The organism is Citrobacter sp. RHBSTW-00986 (assembly GCF_013783065.1).
GTDB classification, from domain to species: domain Bacteria; phylum Pseudomonadota; class Gammaproteobacteria; order Enterobacterales; family Enterobacteriaceae; genus Citrobacter; species Citrobacter braakii.
This window is the reverse complement of record NZ_CP056200.1, coordinates 2,158,320-2,176,132: the sequence shown is the minus strand read 5'-3', so window position 1 is coordinate 2,176,132 and position 17,813 is coordinate 2,158,320. Positions and strand designations below refer to the sequence as shown.

Here is a 17,813-nt window from a genome sequence, read left to right as displayed (position 1 = left end):
GAATATTCATGCTCATTGACGACATTGATTTTGCCGATCTTTACCGTAAGCAATTACAGCTGGCGAACAGAACCGAGAAAAAGCCGGAGCACTGGGACAAACGTGCGGAAAAAATGGCGGAGAATTGCGCCTCATTAACCGACAGCTATCTGTTGCAACTGCTGGGGAAAATCGACCTGCAAGGTGCAGAGTCGCTGTTTGATATGGGTTGCGGCCCCGGTACAGTCTCGCTGGCGCTGGCTAAAAAAATGCCAATAATTTACGGCGTAGATTACAGCAAGGGAATGCTGAGCGTAGCTGCCCGCCGCGCCGCACAAATGAACGCCCGTCACGTACAATGGGTGCAACGAGCCTGGGAAGAGCACTGGGATGATTTACCCCAGTGCGATATCGCCGTCGCCTCGCGCTCCACGCTGGTTGCCGATATGCGCCAGGCAATGAGCAAGCTGAATAATCAGGCCCGGCTGCGGGTTTATACCACCCACCTCGTCAGTTCATCTTTCGTTTCTCCCACCATTCAGCGCGCACTGGGCCGCGAAGTGATTGAACTGCCCAACTATATCTATGCGCTTAATGTTCTGTATCAGATGGGGATCCACGCGCATGTTGATTTTATCCGCGGTCCCAACTGTCAGCAGGACAACAGCACCTGGACGCGTTTTCTGGAAAACGTGCGCTGGAGTATGGGTGAACTGAGCGCAGACGAGGTCGAACGTCTGGAAAACTGGTATCAACAGGATCCACGCGCTATTGCCCCCGCCAGCCGTGACTGGGCGCTTATCTGGTGGGATAGCATCCCGCGGGAGGCGCTGCGATGATCTACTTTTCGCAGGCGCAAATTGACGCGCTGCTGCTGGAAGATATTCAGGGCGGCGATCTGACCACCCGCGCGCTGGGTATCGGCGCCCAACCAGGCGTCATCGAGTTTAGCCATCGCCAGGGCGGATGCGTTAGCGGTACCGCTGTTGCCAGACAAATGCTGACTTCATTGGGATTAACCGTCACCGATATTTTGTCCGATGGCGAACGGGCGAACGCCGGACAGCGACTGATTCGCGCACACGGACCAGCGGCGGCGCTGCACCAGGGCTGGAAAGCGGTACAAAATGTACTGGAGTGGAGCTGCGGCGTGTCGGGCTATCTCGTCGAGATGCTGAGCATGCTGCATCAACGCTATCCCGATGGGCAGATTGCCTGCACCCGCAAAGCCATTCCCGGTACGCGTTTACTGGCGACTCAGGCAATACTTGCCGCCGGGGGCATTATCCATCGGGGAGGATGCGCCGAAACGGTACTGCTGTTTGCTAATCACCGCCGTTTTCTTACCAACCCAAACGACTGGACAGGCGCGATTGCGCGCTTACGCAGCCATGCGCCAGAAAAAAAGATCGTGGTCGAAGCGGATACGCCAGATGAGGCATTGGCCGCCCTACGCGCCGCCCCTGATGTCCTACAACTCGACAAATTTACCCCCGAGCAGGCGGCAGAAATTGCCCGTCAGGCCCCTGCGCTGGCCTCCCATTGCACGCTGGCGCTGACCGGCGGCATTACCCTCGCCTCGCTGGCGGGTTATCTCGACTGCGGTATCAGACTCTTTATCACTTCCGCGCCTTACTACGCTCCACCTGCGGATATCAAAGTGAGCCTGAGCCCGGACGCACGTGGCCTATAACATCAAAAAATGGACTAAAAATAATGAATTTCAACAAAAGTTGTCTTTACACAGCCCTGTCGTTTGCTTTCGCGCACAGTGCTTTTGCTGGGCAGGAAAGCGAAACCATGACCGTCTGGTCTAGTCCGGTCTCCGCGGCAACCACCACGGTTCTCGGCCAGGAAACGATACAACAGCTGGATAAACAGAACGTGGCGCAGGCGCTGAGCGTCGTCCCCGGCGTCGTGCTGCAAAAGTCAGGCAACCGCAACGAGCAACAGGTAAAAGTGCGCGGATTTGACAGCCGTCAGGTTCCCGTCTTTTTCGACGGCGTGCCGGTGTACATCCCCTATGACGGCAACCTCGATTTAGGCCGTTTTCTGACATCCGATATCGCTTCGGTTGAAGTCTCCAAAGGCTACTCGTCTCTGTTGCAGGGGCCAAACCAGATGGGCGGTGCCATCAATATCACTACAAAAAAACCGACCAAACCGCTTGAAGGCAGCATTGGCTATCGCCAGGGCTGGAGTCGCAGCAAAGACAACGCCCACGATATGCACGCTTCATTTGGCGCCAGTAACGATCTCGGCTATATCCAGCTCAGCGGCAGTCAGCTGAAGCAGGATTTTCTTGGGTTACCGCATGGCGTGGACAACCCGGTTGCGGGCAGTCACGGCAAGATGATCAACTCTTCCGCTGATGACAAGCGTGGCATCGTGAAGCTGGGCTTTACCCCTCGTGGAGATGATGAATATGTGCTGACCTATATAAATCAGGACGGTGAAAAAGATAATCCACCGTACGCCGGAACCAGCAGCCAGAAATCACGCTACTGGCAATGGCCACAATACGATAAAGAGAGCTATTACTATCAGGGAACCACGCATCTGGGCGACCGTTTTACCCTGAAAAGCCGTCTGTATCGCGACACCTTTGAAAATACGTTAATGATGTACAACTCGCTGGCCGATCTGAAAAATAAGAAAGGCAGCTACAGCCATTATTCGGACTATAGCGATGGGGCTGGTCTGCAGCTCGCTGCGGATATGCGAGAAAACGATCTGCTCTCTTTCGCCGTGAACTGGAAGGACGATGTTCACCGCGAGAAAGGCGCACCGAATGCGGCTTACGACCGCTACGAAGACCGCACCTGGTCCGTAGCCAGTGAATACCAGTGGGCTGCGGCGGATAATGTCGATGTGGTGGCGGGAATAAGCTATGACTGGCGAGACAGTCTGGAAGGTATGAAGCACGAGAAAAACGGCAGCGTCACGCACTACGATGACAACAATCAGTCGGCCTTTAACTGGCAGGTGATGACCAAATACCACTTTGAAAATTCAGACACATTAGCGCTGTCTTACTCTGACAGAACGCGTTTCCCAACGTTAAAAGAACGCTACACGACCTCGAAACCGGCCTATAACCAGGTGGCCCTGGTCAATCCACAGCTTAAACCGGAGCGCGCCCGCAGCGTGGACCTGACATGGAATGGTTCACTTAGCCAGAACTGGGGATTCGAAGCCAGCGTGTATTACAACCGCATCAGCGACGCGATTCTTTCGCACAATATTGATGCCGATACCATCCAGCATCAGAACAGTGGTCGGGTGGATTACACCGGCCTGGATGCAGGCGTTAAAGGTAAAGTTTTTGATATGCTGGACGTCGGGCTGAGCTACGGCCTTATTCATGCGGACGCCAAACGCAGCGATATCGGTAAGATTACAGATCTGCCGACGCAAACCCTGACAGCCTGGATGACGCTGAAACCGTGGGAGCCACTCAGCATTACGCTGTCCGAAGAGGCCCGTTCGTCAAGCTATAGCAATACCGACGGCTCGCAGAAAGCCGCTGGTTTCGCCATTACCCATTTGCGCGCTGATTACGCCATTGGTCACGGGTTTAGCGTTAACGCTTCGGTCAATAACCTGTTCGATACGCAGTACGTTTACAGTGAAGGATTTATTGAAGAGGGGCGTAATTACTGGGCGGGCATTGAGTATCAGTTCTGACTTAACAATGCAGAAAAACGGCCCCAATTCGAATATACAAGTCAGTTAAGCATTATGGAGAACATGTGATTTCGGCTCAGGGTTCCGTTCACCTCAGTAGTATCACTTTTCTGAAGCGCTGATACCCGTGAACGTGCACGGTGCACTGACTTCCAGTTAACTCTGTTTTGCTGTTCAGATAAAAAACGCAGGTGGTCAGGTGTGGGCTGGTCCGGCTGAAAATTGCCGACGTGTTTCCGTAAGGCAGGGAGAACCCGCAGGGATGCGGGTTCAGGGCGCGTTTTGCAGGGACGCTACCTCGCGCCCGGCCCGGTAGCCTGGAGGAATAAACGGAGGGGACCGCGGAGCGGCAATTTTCCCGCCGGGAGCCGGGATTGTTAAGGGTACGGCGATAGTACCCTTAACACGTTCACAGATCGTATTGCCTCAGAGAAGTGATGCCACTGAGGTGAACGTAGCAATACGCCGGAGGCAACAGATTCGTTACCTCCGAATGTGCCACTCTCCGTTGTCGCTACGGCCATTCATCGTTACCTGACAAGCATTACCCCGTCAGGGGCCGTTCGATTAATCTCGTCGTACAAGCCGAAAGACACCCAGCACAACAATCGCGCCGACCACGGCCACCAGGAAGCTGTGGAGATTAAACCCGCTGATATCGCCGCCGATACCGAACATCGTAGCCAGCCATCCACCGACCACCGCACCGATAATACCGAGAATGCAGGTCAGGATAAATCCACCGCCATCGCGCCCCGGCATAATCAGTTTGGCGATAACCCCCGCAATCAGACCAAAAATAATCCAGGTAATAATTCCCATTTCCAGGCCCTCTTTCCAGTGAACGCACGCGCAAGACATTCTTGCGCCAGCACGTTAAGTATAGGCAAGCCATCGCTACGTGCTTTTTCCCTCAGACTTAATTCATTGGGTTTGGTAAAAAATTTCATCCATTTGTATTAAGTTCCGTTGATTGATGCCGATAATCCAACGATAAACCAGGCATCCAGGAGTCATTAGGTGTGAGTAACTACAATGAGCAGTTCCTGAAGCAAAATCCGTTAGCGGTGTTAGGCGTACTCCGGGACTTAAATTCGCAGCAGGTTCCGCTGCGTATCTCCTGGTCAGGTGGCCAGTTCATCAGCAAAATACTGGCGGTCAGCCCGGACGAACTGATCATGGATTTTGGTAGTCAGGAATATGAAAACCAGGCCGTGCAGCGGGCCAGTCAGATAACGATTATCGCCGAAACACAGGGAGCCAAAGTGGAGTTCACCCTGCCACAGCTGAAAAAAGGCGAATACCAGCGGTTACCCGCATTTATCTCATCATTGCCGCCATCTCTGTGGTTCGTCCAGCGTCGGGAATATTTCCGTATCGGTGCTCCACTGCATCCCCCCTATCGCTGCACGGTAAAAATGCCGGATAACAGCACGCTGTGTTTTCGCTTATTCGATTTGTCTCTTGGCGGTATGGGCGGGCTGTTAGAAACAGCAAAACCAGAGGGACTGGTAGAAGGCATGCGCTTTTCACAGGTTGAACTGAACATGGAGCAATGGGGAGTGTATCAGGTGGACGCCCAGCTAATTTCCATTAGCGAACGCAAAGTTATCGACGGGAAAAACGAAACAATTACCACTCCCCGCCTGAGCTTTCGTTTTCTCAACGTCGGCCCGGCGGTGGAGCGTAACCTACAGCGGATTATTTTTTCCCTCGAGCGCGAGGCCCGGGAAAAGTCGAATAAGGTGCGCGATTAGCATCACCTGAATTACATCACATCCAGCGCTTGTTGAAGCTTCCAGATATAGCGCGGAGCCTGCGGCGCCGGATGATTATCCGCAACATGTTCAATAAATTCATCCGGGCTGAGATCGTTTATCTTATTAATGGCTTTTTTCCTGTCGGAGGAGAACGTTCGCAGCAGCGCGCCCGCACCGTTGGCGTACGATACCACCAGCGCATATTGCATCACCTGCGGATCTTCGATCCCGGCCAGCGGCCCGGTCTCAAGAATGCTCAGGTATGCGGCCCCCATCGAGATATTGCGCTCAGGATTTTTCAGCTCGCTGGTTGACGGCTCGCCACTCCACCCCATGCGACGATAAACATCACGCCCTGACGTCGAGGCTTTTAACTGCATCAGGCCAATCGCATTAGACTTACTGACCGCATTCGGGTTTCCACCTGATTCAATGGCGATGATCGCGGTAATCAATTGTGGACTGACACCCCAGGCCGCACCGGCTTTTTCGCTGATCGGCATCCATTGCATTGCGCGTTTAACCGGAACTTCAGCATTCCACGGCGGATTTTTGTAATCCTGTTTTGAACTACAGCCCGCAAGTAATACAACCAAAAAAGCAAACCATCTCAATTTCACGTCATCTATCCTTATAGCCGGAACCTGTCGCTGAGGTGACAACGACATACCTACGCGGCATGATATACATTTGGTTTTAGTTGTAGCAAGGAAATGCCATGTCCCGGTTTCACTTAATTGCCCCGTCGGGCTACTGTATCAACCAGCAGGCTGCCTTACGCGGGCTGGCGCGTCTTACTGAGGCCGGTCATCAGGTCGACAATTCAGCGGTCATTGCGCGCCGTTGCCAGCGTTTTGCGGGTACAGAAGCAGAACGGCTTGCTGATGTGAACGCGCTCGTAAATCTGAACACGCCCGATACCATTGTGATGGCAGTACGCGGCGGCTATGGCGCGAGCCGTTTACTGGCAGATATTGACTGGCAGGCGCTGGCGAACCGTCAGCAACACAACCCGCTGCTGCTGTGCGGACACAGCGATTTTACCGCGATCCAGTGTGGTCTGCTGGCGCAGGGGAATGTGATTAGCTTCAGCGGCCCGATGCTGGCGGCTAACTTTGGCGCCGAGGAGATGAACGCATTTACCGAGCACCATTTCTGGCAGGCTGTTCGCAATGCCCAATTTACCCTCGAGTGGCAAGGTAACGGTCCGGCATGTGCGACCGAAGGTACGCTATGGGGCGGAAATCTGGCGATGCTCATTTCTCTGATGGGCACGCCGTGGATGCCCGCTATCGAAAACGGCATTTTGGTGCTGGAAGACATTAACGAGCATCCTTTTCGCATTGAACGCATGCTGCTGCAACTGTATCACGCAGGAATACTGGCCCGACAAAACGCCATTATCCTCGGCAGTTTTAGCGGCAGCGCACCTAATGATTACGACGCGGGTTACAGTCTTGACTCAGTTTGTGATTTTCTACGCGCCAGGTTATCGGTTCCGGTGATCGACGGCCTCGATTTTGGTCATGAACAACGCACCGTCACCTTGCCGTTGGGGGCCAAAGCGGTACTGAAAAATGATAAAAACGGCGCTCAGCTCACCTTAAGTGGGCATCCGGTACTTAAATCGTAAAAAAAGCGGTTAACAGGGCTAAGTAAAACGCTGTTTCTGTCGTTATTATGTTAGGGTTTATAAATACGAAACAGCGTAATTCAGGAGTAACCGAACGTTGGATGCCGCAGCAATAATTAGCCTTTTTATTTTGGGTTCCGTACTCGTCACCTGCAGTATCTTACTCAGTTCATTCTCATCACGTCTTGGTATCCCTATTCTGGTGATATTTCTCGCTATCGGTATGTTAGCGGGAGTCGACGGCGTGGGCGGTATTCCTTTCGATAACTACCCTTTCGCCTATATGGTGAGTAACCTGGCGCTGGCGGTTATCCTGCTCGACGGCGGGATGCGCACCCAGGCCAGCTCATTTCGTGTCGCGTTAGGCCCGGCGCTGTCGCTGGCGACCGTCGGGGTGCTGATAACCTCCGGACTCACCGGCATGATGGCCGCGTGGCTGTTTCATCTGGATCTTATCGAAGGACTCCTGATTGGCGCGATTGTCGGTTCAACCGATGCCGCGGCGGTTTTTTCCCTGCTCGGCGGCAAGGGGCTTAACGAGCGTGTTGGCTCAACGCTGGAAATTGAATCCGGAAGTAATGACCCGATGGCGGTGTTTTTGACCATCACGCTTATCGCCATGATTCAAAATCACGAGACCGGTTTAAGCTGGATGTTTGCAGTGCATATTATCCAGCAATTCGGCTTAGGGATCATTCTGGGGCTCGGTGGTGGCTACCTGCTTCAGCAAATGATTAACCGCATTTCACTGCCTGCCGGGCTTTATCCGCTACTGGCCTTAAGCGGTGGGATCCTGATTTTTGCCCTGACCACTGCACTGGAAGGCAGCGGTATTCTGGCGGTCTATCTGTGTGGTTTCCTGCTGGGTAATCGCCCCATCCGCAACCGATTTGGCATTCTGCAAAACTTCGACGGTCTGGCATGGCTGGCGCAAATCGCCATGTTCCTGGTGCTGGGACTGCTGGTTACGCCGTCCGACCTGCTGCCTATCGCGATCCCTGCGCTGATTTTGTCTGCATGGATGATATTCATTGCCCGTCCGCTGTCGGTCTTCGCCGGACTGCTGCCGTTTCGTGGCTTCAATCTGCGCGAGCGCATTTTCATCAGTTGGGTGGGCCTGCGCGGTGCAGTCCCCATCATCCTCGCCGTATTCCCAATGATGGCGGGTCTGGAGAATGCGCGCCTGTTCTTTAACGTCGCGTTCTTCGTGGTTCTGATCTCGCTGCTGTTTCAGGGAACGTCGCTTTCCTGGGCCGCCAAAAAAGCCAAAGTGGTGGTTCCTCCCGTCGGCTGGCCCGTTTCGCGCATTGGTCTGGATATTCATCCGGAAAACCCCTGGGAACAGTTCGTTTATCAGCTCAGCGCGGATAAGTGGTGTGTAGGAGCCGCATTGCGCGACCTGCATATGCCGGAAGAGACGCGAATTGCCGCCCTGTTTCGTGACAACGTGCTGTTTCACCCATCCGGCAGTACGCGGCTGCGTGAAGGCGACGTTTTGTGCGTCATTGGCCGCGAGCGCGATCTCCCGGCTCTCGGCAAGCTGTTTAGCCAGTCGCCGCCGGTGTCGTTAGACCAGCGCTTCTTCGGTGATTTTATTCTCGAGGCCAGCGCAAAATATGCCGATGTGGCACTGATATATGGCCTGGAAGATGGCACAGAGTATCGTGATAAACAGCAAACGCTGGGTGAAATTGTCCAGCATCTGCTTGGCGCCGCGCCGGTCGTCGGTGACCAGGTTGAATTTGCTGGCATGATCTGGACGGTTGCTGAGAAAGAAGATAATGCGGTGCTGAAGGTCGGTGTTCGCGTTGCTGAAGATGAGGATGAGGCGCGTTGATGCTTTTTGCCGGGCGGCGGCAGCGCTTTGCCCGGTTTGCGCTCTGCGTCGCATAAACGGTGTAGCCGGATGAAACACATAAGCGTCGACATCCGGCTTCAGATACGTTACACCGTCACAACCGGCACGCGCAGCGCCAGAGAACACATCAACTCGTAGCCCACCGTACCCGCTGCGCTGGCCACATCGTCAATTTTAATCTCTTTGCCCCACAGCTCTACCGGCGTCCCGATCCCCGCCTGCGGACACGGTGTCAGATCTACCGCCAGCATATCCATTGAGACCGTCCCTACCGTTGTCGTGCGTACGCCGTCCACCAGCACCGGCGTTCCGCTTGGCGCATGGCGCGGATAACCGTCTGCATACCCGGTCGCCACAATGCCAATACGCTGCTCGCCGCTGGCGGTATAGCGTCCCCCGTAGCCCACCCGATCTCCAGCTTTCAGCGTCTGTATGCCGATTATCTCGCTGCTCAGGGTCATGACCGGTTTCAGGCCGGTATTGGCGATGTCCCGCCACTGTCCCGAAGGTGATGCGCCATACAAAATAATGCCCGGGCGCACCCAATCATAATGTGCTTCAGGGTGCCACAGCGTGGCGGCCGAATTGGACAGCGACCGTCTGCACTCCAGCCCTTCTGTCGCCTGTGCAATACGCGCCATGGCCTCCTGGATACCTTCCGGGTGCTCCGCATCTGCAAAGTGGGACATCAGCGTCATTTCACCGACGTTGGGCATTGCCCGCAGCTGTTGCCAGACCGTTGATACTCTTTCCGGTAAGAAACCCAGTCGGTTCATGCCGCTGTTCACCTTCAGGTAAACATCCAGCGGCGCGTTGAGGCGCGCATTCTGCAGCGCTTTTAATTGCCAGTTACTGTGTACACAGGTGGTCAAACGATATTTGTCATACACCACCAGGTCTTCGGCGTGGAAAAATCCCTCCAGCATGAGTATCGGGCCTTTCCACCCGCGCTCACGCAGGGTTATCGCTTCTTCAAGATTGAGCATGGCAAAACCGTCGGTTGTGCCCAGCGCATTCCAGACACGTTCAATGCCGTGTCCGTAGGCATTGGCTTTCACCACCGACCAGACGCGGGCGTCCGGCGCGGCCTGGCGGGTAATGGTCAGGTTTTGTTTCAACGCCTGCAGGTCAATGCTGGCCAGTATCGGGCGAGTCATCTCACGTCCTTATCAGTTATGTGCGCCATGTAAATGCCGTGGACGAGATGGGGTAAACCCCGGGCTGTAACGCGCCACGCTCAGATCGTCGTAAGGAATGGCTGGTGTGCGGCCAGACAGAATGTCGCTCAGCAACTGACCCGAACCGCAGGCCATGGTCCAGCCCAGCGTGCCGTGGCCGGTATTAAGCAGTAGATTCTTAAAGCGCGTTCGCCCGATCACTGGCGTACCGTCCGGCGTCATCGGACGCAGCCCGGTCCAGAAGGTTGCCTGCTCCACATGCCCACCGCGTGGGAAGAGATCGCGGACGACCATCTCCAGCGTCTCACGACGGGGTTGCAGCAATTCCGTATTGAAGCCGACAATCTCCGCCATGCCGCCAACGCGAATACGGTTATCAAAGCGGGTAATGGCGATTTTGTAGGTTTCATCAAGGATCGTTGAAACCGGCGCGCCGTCATCTTGCGCCACCGGAATGGTCAATGAATAGCCTTTGAGCGGATAGACCGGAATATCAACGATCCCCTTCAGCATCGCCGTAGAGTACGAGCCGAACGCCATCACATAGGCATCGGCTTTGGCTATCTCCTCGCCACACTGAACGCCATAAATCTGCTCACCATCGCTCAGCAGCTTATCGACCGGAGTATTAAAGCGAAATTTCACACCCGCCTGCTCCGCCATCAGCGCCAGACGCTGGGTAAACAGCTGGCAGTTGTAGATTCAATTGGTCAACGCAACAGTTATGTGAAAACATGGGGTTGCGGAGGTTTTTTGAATGAGACGAACATTTACAGCAGAGGAAAAAGCCTCTGTTTTTGAACTATGGAAGAACGGAACAGGCTTCAGTGAAATAGCGAATATCCTGGGTTCAAAACCCGGAACGATCTTCACTATGTTAAGGGATACTGGCGGCATAAAACCCCATGAGCGTAAGCGGGCTGTAGCTCACCTGACACTGTCTGAGCGCGAGGAGATACGAGCTGGTTTGTCAGCCAAAATGAGCATTCGTGCGATAGCTACTGCGCTGAATCGCAGTCCTTCGACGATCTCACGTGAAGTTCAGCGTAATCGGGGCAGACGCTATTACAAAGCTGTTGATGCTAATAACCGAGCCAACAGAATGGCGAAAAGGCCAAAACCGTGCTTACTGGATCAAAATTTGCCATTGCGAAAGCTTGTTCTGGAAAAGCTGGAGATGAAATGGTCTCCAGAGCAAATATCAGGATGGTTAAGGCGAACAAAACCACGTCAAAAAACGCTGCGAATATCACCTGAGACAATTTATAAAACGCTGTACTTTCGTAGCCGTGAAGCGCTACACCACCTGAATATACAGCATCTGCGACGGTCGCATAGCCTTCGCCATGGCAGGCGTCATACCCGCAAAGGCGAAAGAGGTACGATTAACATAGTGAACGGAACACCAATTCACGAACGTTCCCGAAATATCGATAACAGACGCTCTCTGGGGCATTGGGAGGGCGATTTAGTCTCAGGTACAAAAAACTCTCATATAGCCACACTTGTAGACCGAAAATCACGTTATACGATCATCCTTAGACTCAGGGGCAAAGATTCTGTCTCAGTAAATCAGGCTCTTACCGACAAATTCCTGAGTTTACCGTCAGAACTCAGAAAATCACTGACATGGGACAGAGGAATGGAACTGGCCAGACATCTAGAATTTACTGTCAGCACCGGCGTTAAAGTTTACTTCTGCGATCCTCAGAGTCCTTGGCAGCGGGGAACAAATGAGAACACAAATGGGCTAATTCGGCAGTACTTTCCTAAAAAGACATGTCTTGCCCAATATACTCAACATGAACTAGATCTGGTTGCTGCTCAGCTAAACAACAGACCGAGAAAGACACTGAAGTTCAAAACACCGAAAGAGATAATTGAAAGGGGTGTTGCATTGACAGATTGAATCTACAGTCACCCGTTTCGTCATTCGGTAAACGCAGACCGCCGGTCAGCTTGTGTGCCACTTCCGCCAGCGCCGGTTCAACTTCCGCCAGGCGGCTTGCTTCCAGGAGCTGATACGGCACGCCGGCGTCTTCGAGGACGGCGATGTCGCGGGTCGCGTTCTCATACTGTTGAGCGGTACGGAACAGTTGCAACGTTCCGCCCTGGCGTCCTTCGTACTCGATACCGGTAGAGGCGCGTAGCGCTTTCAGGCAATCACGGCTGTATTCCGCCAGTCGCACCATCCGGCCCTTGTTTTCCATGTAATGACTCGTGTCGCAGTTACGTAACATCTGCCACATCCATTTCAACTGGAACTGCGTCCCGTCAAGGCGAACGGCCAGCGGCGCATGGCGCTGAAACATCCATTTAATTGCTTTAAGCGGTACGCCTGGCGCCGCCCAGGGTGCTGCATAACCTGGAGAGATTTGCCCCGCGTTCGCCGCACTGGTTTCCAGTGCCGGACCGGGCTCACGATCAATGACGGTGACATCGTGTCCAGCCTGACTTAAGTACCAGGCGCTGGTCACGCCAACGACACCACTTCCCAGTATGACAACTCGCATAGCCACTCCGTTAACAGTAAAAGAACAATCATCTAATTACATCTTGATAACTCAGTTGAAAATATTATTCAACATATGGCTTTTTTATGGTGACTTATCTCACATATGGCGGTGATGGCGGGGAACTCCCTGCTTTGGTATCTCCTGCTGTGCGTTATTTTTATCCAGCATAAAATTTTGCGGCCATACCGTTTTTCGACGCCTCGCTAACAAGAAATCGCAAAGAAAAAAATTCAGCCGCAGCACGTTTTTTAACACCATGATCTATGCTTGAAATGAGGTACTCCAGACAGAGAGTGCCGCCAACAATGAGGGTGCGCGAATGGCTACGATTGATTCCATGAACAAGGACAGCACACGGTTAAGCGATGGACCCGACTGGACGTTTGATCTGCTGGATATCTATCTGGCGGAAATAGACCGCGTGGCGAAACTCTACAGACTGGATACCTACCCGCACCAAATCGAGGTGATCACCTCCGAACAAATGATGGACGCTTACTCCAGCGTCGGGATGCCAATCAACTATCCTCACTGGTCGTTTGGTAAAAAATTTATTGAAACCGAGCGTTTGTATAAGCATGGTCAGCAGGGGCTGGCCTATGAGATTGTTATCAACTCCAATCCGTGTATCGCGTATTTGATGGAGGAGAACACCATCACCATGCAGGCGTTGGTGATGGCGCATGCCTGCTACGGACATAACTCCTTCTTTAAAAACAACTATTTGTTCCGTAGCTGGACGGATGCCAGCTCCATCGTTGATTACCTGATCTTCGCGCGAAACTATATTACCCAGTGTGAAGAGCGTTACGGCGTGGATGAAGTCGAAAAGCTCCTCGACTCCTGTCACGCGCTGATGAACTACGGCGTGGATCGTTACAAACGCCCGCAAAAAATCTCCCTACAGGAAGAGAAAGCCCGACAGAAAAGCCGTGAAGAGTATCTGCAAAGCCAGGTAAATATGTTGTGGCGTACGCTGCCGAAGAAAGAGGAAGAGAAAACCGTTGCGGAAGCCCGACGTTATCCTTCTGAACCGCAGGAGAATCTGCTGTATTTCATGGAGAAGAACGCCCCGCTGCTGGAATCCTGGCAACGCGAAGTGCTGCGCATTGTGCGCAAGGTCAGCCAGTATTTTTATCCGCAGAAACAGACCCAGGTGATGAACGAAGGGTGGGCCACTTTCTGGCATTACACCATCCTTAATCACCTTTATGACGAAGGTAAAGTCACCGAACGGTTTATGCTGGAGTTTTTACATAGCCATACCAATGTGGTGTTCCAGCCGCCGTACAACAGCCCGTGGTATAGCGGCATAAACCCCTATGCCCTAGGTTTTGCCATGTTCCAGGATATTAAACGAATTTGTCAGTCGCCTACCGAAGAGGACAAATACTGGTTCCCGGATATAGCGGGTTCTGACTGGCTGGAAACCCTGCATTTCGCGATGCGCGATTTCAAAGATGAGAGCTTCATCAGCCAGTTTCTGTCACCGAAGGTTATGCGTGATTTCCGTCTGTTCACCGTGCTGGATGACGATCGTCATAATTATCTGGAGATTTCCGCGATTCACAACGAGGAAGGATATCGTGAGATCCGCAACAGGCTGTCGTCGCAATATAACCTGAGCAACCTTGAGCCGAATATTCAAATCTGGAATGTCGATCTGCGCGGCGACCGCTCGCTCACCTTGCGCTATATTCCGCATAACCGCGCTCCGCTGGATAAAGGACGCAAAGAGGTGCTCAAGCATGTGCACCGGCTCTGGGGTTTTGACGTGATGCTGGAGCAGCAGAATGAAGACGGCAGTGTGGAACTGCTGGAGCGTTGCCCGCCGAGGATGAACGGTCTGTAAATCTTATTGCCGGATGGCGACGCGAAAACGTCTTATCCGGCCTACAATGCATTTCGTAGGCCGGATAAGGTGCGATTAGCGCCCCTGAATAGCTAAATCGCCCGGCAGGTTTTTCTGCATACGATGCCAAATCTCGCCGCTGTCGTGACCATAGCGACGCACCGTTTCATATACCTGCTCATGAGCACCCTGATCACAAAGTTCTGACAGCTTACGGTAAAAGCTCAGCGCCAGCGCGCGGGCTTCCGGATTGGCGAAATAATGGCGGCCAATGCGGGTATATAATCCCTTCATTCCATTGAGGATCAAACCGTAAATCGGATTGCCAGAGGCAAATGCCAGACCGCGGAAAATGTTATAGTCCAGATCGGCGAACGCATCAGCATGGTCGGCCACCTGATTTGCCGTTGCCAGAACCTCCTGCGCTTTATCAGGATGCTGGCGAAACGCGGTACGAACAAAGATCGTCGAGATGTTGGTACGCACGGACAGCAGATTATCAATAAGCTGCGGCACGCTCTCGTGATCGAGACGCGCCAGCGTTTCAAGGATATTTAGCCCGGAGGTTTCCCAGAAGTTATTCACCTTCGTCGGCTTGCCGTGTTGAATGGTCAACCAGCCGTCCCGCGCCAGACGCTGTAATACCTCGCGTAACGTGGTACGTGTCACTCCAATCAGTTCAGAGAGTTCACGTTCAGCAGGCAAAATAGTGCCAGGTGGGAAGCGGTTATTCCAGATACTTTCAATGATGTACTCTTCCGCGAACCCAGCCGGGCTTTGCGCCTTAATGACCATAGTGATAATTCCATTACACAGCAAAACATAGTTACAGTTATCATACCAGACGGGCTACATGGCTGATAGCTGACGCAATGAAGAAAAAGTGGATCAAGGCTTCATTTTCCAGATTACGCTGAAGCACAGCCAGCCTTGTCCGTCGCGTGAATAGCTTGCCTGTACTCCCTCCTCCCGCTAAGCTTTGCGGTCAAACATAAAAACATGATTTCATTTTTAAAGGTAGGGAAATCACCATGGAGCTATCATGGGGCCGCGCTATGTGGCGCAATTTTTTAGGTCAATCACCTGACTGGTACAAACTTGCACTACTCGTATTCTTAGTCGTTAACCCGGTAATATTTTTCATCAATCCCTTTATTGCGGGCTGGCTGTTGGTAGCCGAGTTCATTTTTACGCTGGCGATGGCGTTAAAATGTTACCCGCTGCTACCAGGCGGGCTGCTAGCCATCGAGGCGGTCATCATCGGCATGACCAGCGCCACACATGTGCGTGAAGAGGTTGCCGCTAACCTTGAGGTGCTGTTGCTGCTGATGTTTATGGTGGCTGGCATCTACTTTATGAAGCAGTTGCTGCTGTTTATTTTCACCCGCCTACTGCTTACGATTCGCTCCAAGATGCTGCTGTCGCTGGCATTTTGCGTTGCCGCCGCCTTCCTTTCTGCATTCCTGGATGCGCTGACCGTCGTTGCCGTGGTAATCAGCGTAGCGGTTGGTTTTTATGGTATCTACCATCGCTTCGCCTCTTCCCGCACGGAAGACAACAATATGCTCGATGACAGCCATATCGATCAGCACAATAAGGTCGTACTGGAGCAGTTCCGTGGTTTTCTACGCAGCCTGATGATGCATGCGGGTGTCGGTACAGCGTTAGGCGGCGTAATGACTATGGTCGGCGAACCGCAAAACCTGATTATCGCCAAAGCGGCTGGCTGGCATTTTGGTGACTTTTTCCTGCGCATGTCGCCGGTCACCGTCCCGGTGCTGATTTGCGGCCTGTTAACCTGCATGCTGGTTGAGAAATTGCGCTGGTTTGGCTATGGCGAAACGCTGCCGGAGACCGTCCGCGATGTCCTGCAACAGTTTGACGATCAAAGCCGTCAGCAGCGTACTCGTCAGGAAAAAATCAAACTGATTGTCCAGGCGATTATCGGTATCTGGCTGGTGGTTGCCCTAGCCCTGCATCTGGCGGAAGTCGGATTAATTGGTCTGTCCGTCATTATCCTGGCCACGTCGTTGACCGGCGTTACTGACGAACACGCGATTGGTAAAGCGTTTACCGAGTCGCTGCCTTTCACCGCCCTGCTGACCGTATTCTTCTCTATCGTTGCGGTGATTATCGATCAACAGCTCTTTTCACCGATTATTCAGTTTGTTTTGCAGTCCTCTGAACATGCTCAACTGACGCTGTTCTATCTCTTTAACGGCCTGCTGTCTTCTATCTCTGATAACGTGTTTGTCGGCACCATTTACATTAACGAAGCCAAAGCCGCGTTGGAACATGGGACCATCAGCCTTAACCAATTTGAGCTGTTAGCGGTGGCGATCAATACCGGGACTAACCTGCCTTCCGTTGCTACGCCAAATGGCCAGGCGGCATTCCTGTTCCTGCTGACCTCCGCGCTGGCACCATTGATTCGACTCTCTTATGGCCGCATGGTGTGGATGGCTCTGCCTTATACTCTCGTCCTGACGCTGGTTGGTCTGCTTTGCGTCGAGTTCACGCTTGTTCCGGTGACTGAGTGGATGACCCAGGCGGGCTGGTTAGCTACACTTTCATAACAATTTACCGGGCAAATCACTGCCCGGTTTGACTTTTTGCATGATAATTATCCGATTACTCAAATTTTCAATTCCTGCTAGTGGCGCATAAATTGAATTGGTTTAAACTGCGCTCTCTACGCATGTTGCAGGGAAATTATTATGTTGCGATTTTTAAACCAGTGCTCCCGAGGTCGTGGTGCATGGTTATTGTTGGCGTTAACCGCCTTTGCGCTGGAGCTTGTCGCGCTGTGGTTCCAGCACGTCATGCTGCTAAAACCTTGCGTGTTGTGTATTTACGAACGTAGCGCATTATTTGGTGTGATGGGCGCGGGGCTGGTGGGGGCTATCGCACCAAAAACGCCGCTGCGCTATGTGGCGATGATTATCTGGATTTACAGTGCCTGGCGTGGACTGCAGTTAGCGTATGAGCACACCATGATTCAGTTGCACCCATCACCGTTTATGACCTGTGATTTTGCCGCACGCTTCCCGAGTTGGCTGCCGCTGGACAAATGGCTGCCGCAGGTGTTTTTAGCATCCGGTGACTGTGCTGAACGCCAGTGGTCTTTTTTAACCCTGGAAATGCCACAGTGGCTGTTGGGGATCTTCGCCGCTTACCTGGTGGTCGCCGTGCTGGTAGTCATAGCACAGCCGTTTAAACCGAAAAAACGTGACCTCTTCGGTCGCTAACAGAGACGCTCCTTCGGGAGCGTTTTTTTTGCCTTAAATTCATTGCCTGCTGGCATCTATAAGATGTATATTAAATACATCTTATAGATGCCACACCAAGGA

General features: G+C 52.9%; 14 protein-coding genes and 2 pseudogenes. 10 read left to right on the top strand and 6 right to left on the bottom strand.

The genetic code is table 11. The features are described from left to right. Nucleotides 1–8: 8 nt before the first annotated feature. From HV345_RS10735 to HV345_RS10725, 3 genes are read left to right on the top strand one after another with little or no spacing between them, the layout of a single operon-like run. Nucleotides 9–818, top strand: a complete 810-nt coding sequence (locus HV345_RS10735) for a class I SAM-dependent methyltransferase (protein ID WP_181636608.1) — start codon at nt 9–11, stop codon at nt 816–818. Then, complete coding sequence (gene modD, locus HV345_RS10730; protein ID WP_181636607.1) at nt 815–1,672, top strand: ModD protein; 858 nt, start codon at nt 815–817, stop codon at nt 1,670–1,672. Before HV345_RS10735 ends, modD begins: the two co-directional genes overlap by 4 nt. A gap of 23 nt (nt 1,673–1,695) precedes the next feature. Then, the gene (locus tag HV345_RS10725) at nt 1,696–3,666 is read left to right on the top strand and encodes a TonB-dependent siderophore receptor (RefSeq protein ID WP_181636606.1); all 1,971 of its coding nucleotides are present in this window, start codon (nt 1,696–1,698) and stop codon (nt 3,664–3,666) included. Between the two features lie 567 nt (nt 3,667–4,233). On the opposite strand, the gene HV345_RS10720 is transcribed toward HV345_RS10725, so the two are convergent. Next, nucleotides 4,234–4,488 (bottom strand): GlsB/YeaQ/YmgE family stress response membrane protein, encoded by a 255-nt coding sequence (locus HV345_RS10720; protein ID WP_016153363.1) that lies wholly within the window; start codon nt 4,486–4,488, stop codon nt 4,234–4,236. Between the two features lie 200 nt (nt 4,489–4,688). Here HV345_RS10720 and ycgR point away from each other — a divergent pair, with 200 nt between their 5' ends. Continuing rightward, nucleotides 4,689–5,423 carry a flagellar brake protein YcgR gene (gene ycgR / locus HV345_RS10715; protein WP_095715404.1) on the top strand — a complete coding sequence of 245 codons (735 nt, stop codon included), beginning with the start codon at nt 4,689–4,691 and terminating at the stop codon, nt 5,421–5,423. Between the two features lie 11 nt (nt 5,424–5,434). Here the strand turns inward: ycgR and emtA are convergent, their stop codons facing one another. Then, nucleotides 5,435–6,046, bottom strand: coding sequence for a membrane-bound lytic murein transglycosylase EmtA (gene emtA, locus HV345_RS10710; RefSeq protein WP_016153365.1), 612 nt, complete (start codon nt 6,044–6,046; stop codon nt 5,435–5,437). Nucleotides 6,047–6,144: 98 nt separating this feature from the next. Between emtA and ldcA the strand changes: the two genes are divergently transcribed. Both ldcA and HV345_RS10700 read left to right on the top strand, forming a co-directional pair. Then, nucleotides 6,145–7,059, top strand: a complete 915-nt coding sequence (ldcA, locus tag HV345_RS10705) for a muramoyltetrapeptide carboxypeptidase (protein ID WP_155574672.1) — start codon at nt 6,145–6,147, stop codon at nt 7,057–7,059. A gap of 97 nt (nt 7,060–7,156) precedes the next feature. Beyond that, the gene (locus tag HV345_RS10700) at nt 7,157–8,896 is read left to right on the top strand and encodes a potassium/proton antiporter (RefSeq protein WP_016153367.1); all 1,740 of its coding nucleotides are present in this window, start codon (nt 7,157–7,159) and stop codon (nt 8,894–8,896) included. A gap of 107 nt (nt 8,897–9,003) precedes the next feature. Here HV345_RS10700 and dadX read toward each other — a convergent pair whose 3' ends face one another. Continuing rightward, a complete protein-coding gene (gene dadX, locus HV345_RS10695; RefSeq protein ID WP_103928301.1) occupies nt 9,004–10,074 on the bottom strand; it encodes a catabolic alanine racemase DadX in 1,071 nt (356 codons plus the stop codon). Nucleotides 10,075–10,086: 12 nt separating this feature from the next. Further along, a pseudogene (locus HV345_RS10690) lies at nt 10,087–10,791 on the bottom strand (FAD-dependent oxidoreductase); the annotation flags it as partial. Between the two features lie 61 nt (nt 10,792–10,852). On the opposite strand from HV345_RS10690, the gene HV345_RS10685 reads away from it, so the two are divergent. Then, complete coding sequence (locus HV345_RS10685; protein WP_001254932.1) at nt 10,853–12,004, top strand: IS30-like element IS30 family transposase; 1,152 nt, start codon at nt 10,853–10,855, stop codon at nt 12,002–12,004. Nucleotide 12,005: 1 nt separating this feature from the next. Here the strand turns inward: HV345_RS10685 and HV345_RS10680 are convergent. Continuing rightward, nucleotides 12,006–12,608, bottom strand: a pseudogene (locus HV345_RS10680) (FAD-dependent oxidoreductase); the annotation flags it as partial. Nucleotides 12,609–12,930: 322 nt separating this feature from the next. Here HV345_RS10680 and HV345_RS10675 point away from each other — a divergent pair. Continuing rightward, complete coding sequence (locus HV345_RS10675) at nt 12,931–14,463, top strand: SpoVR family protein (RefSeq protein ID WP_114680220.1); 1,533 nt, start codon at nt 12,931–12,933, stop codon at nt 14,461–14,463. Nucleotides 14,464–14,538: 75 nt separating this feature from the next. On the opposite strand, the gene fadR is transcribed toward HV345_RS10675, so the two are convergent. Further along, entirely contained in the window at nt 14,539–15,258 is a 720-nt protein-coding gene (fadR, locus tag HV345_RS10670; protein WP_016153370.1) for a fatty acid metabolism transcriptional regulator FadR, read from the bottom strand. A 236-nt stretch (nt 15,259–15,494) separates the two neighbouring features. Between fadR and nhaB the strand changes: the two genes are divergently transcribed. Both nhaB and dsbB read left to right on the top strand, forming a co-directional pair. Then, a complete protein-coding gene (gene nhaB / locus HV345_RS10665; protein WP_029139569.1) occupies nt 15,495–17,039 on the top strand; it encodes a Na(+)/H(+) antiporter NhaB in 1,545 nt (514 codons plus the stop codon). A 141-nt stretch (nt 17,040–17,180) separates the two neighbouring features. Then, a complete protein-coding gene (dsbB, locus tag HV345_RS10660; protein WP_003844060.1) occupies nt 17,181–17,711 on the top strand; it encodes a disulfide bond formation protein DsbB in 531 nt (176 codons plus the stop codon). The last annotated feature ends 102 nt before the right edge of the window (nt 17,712–17,813 follow it).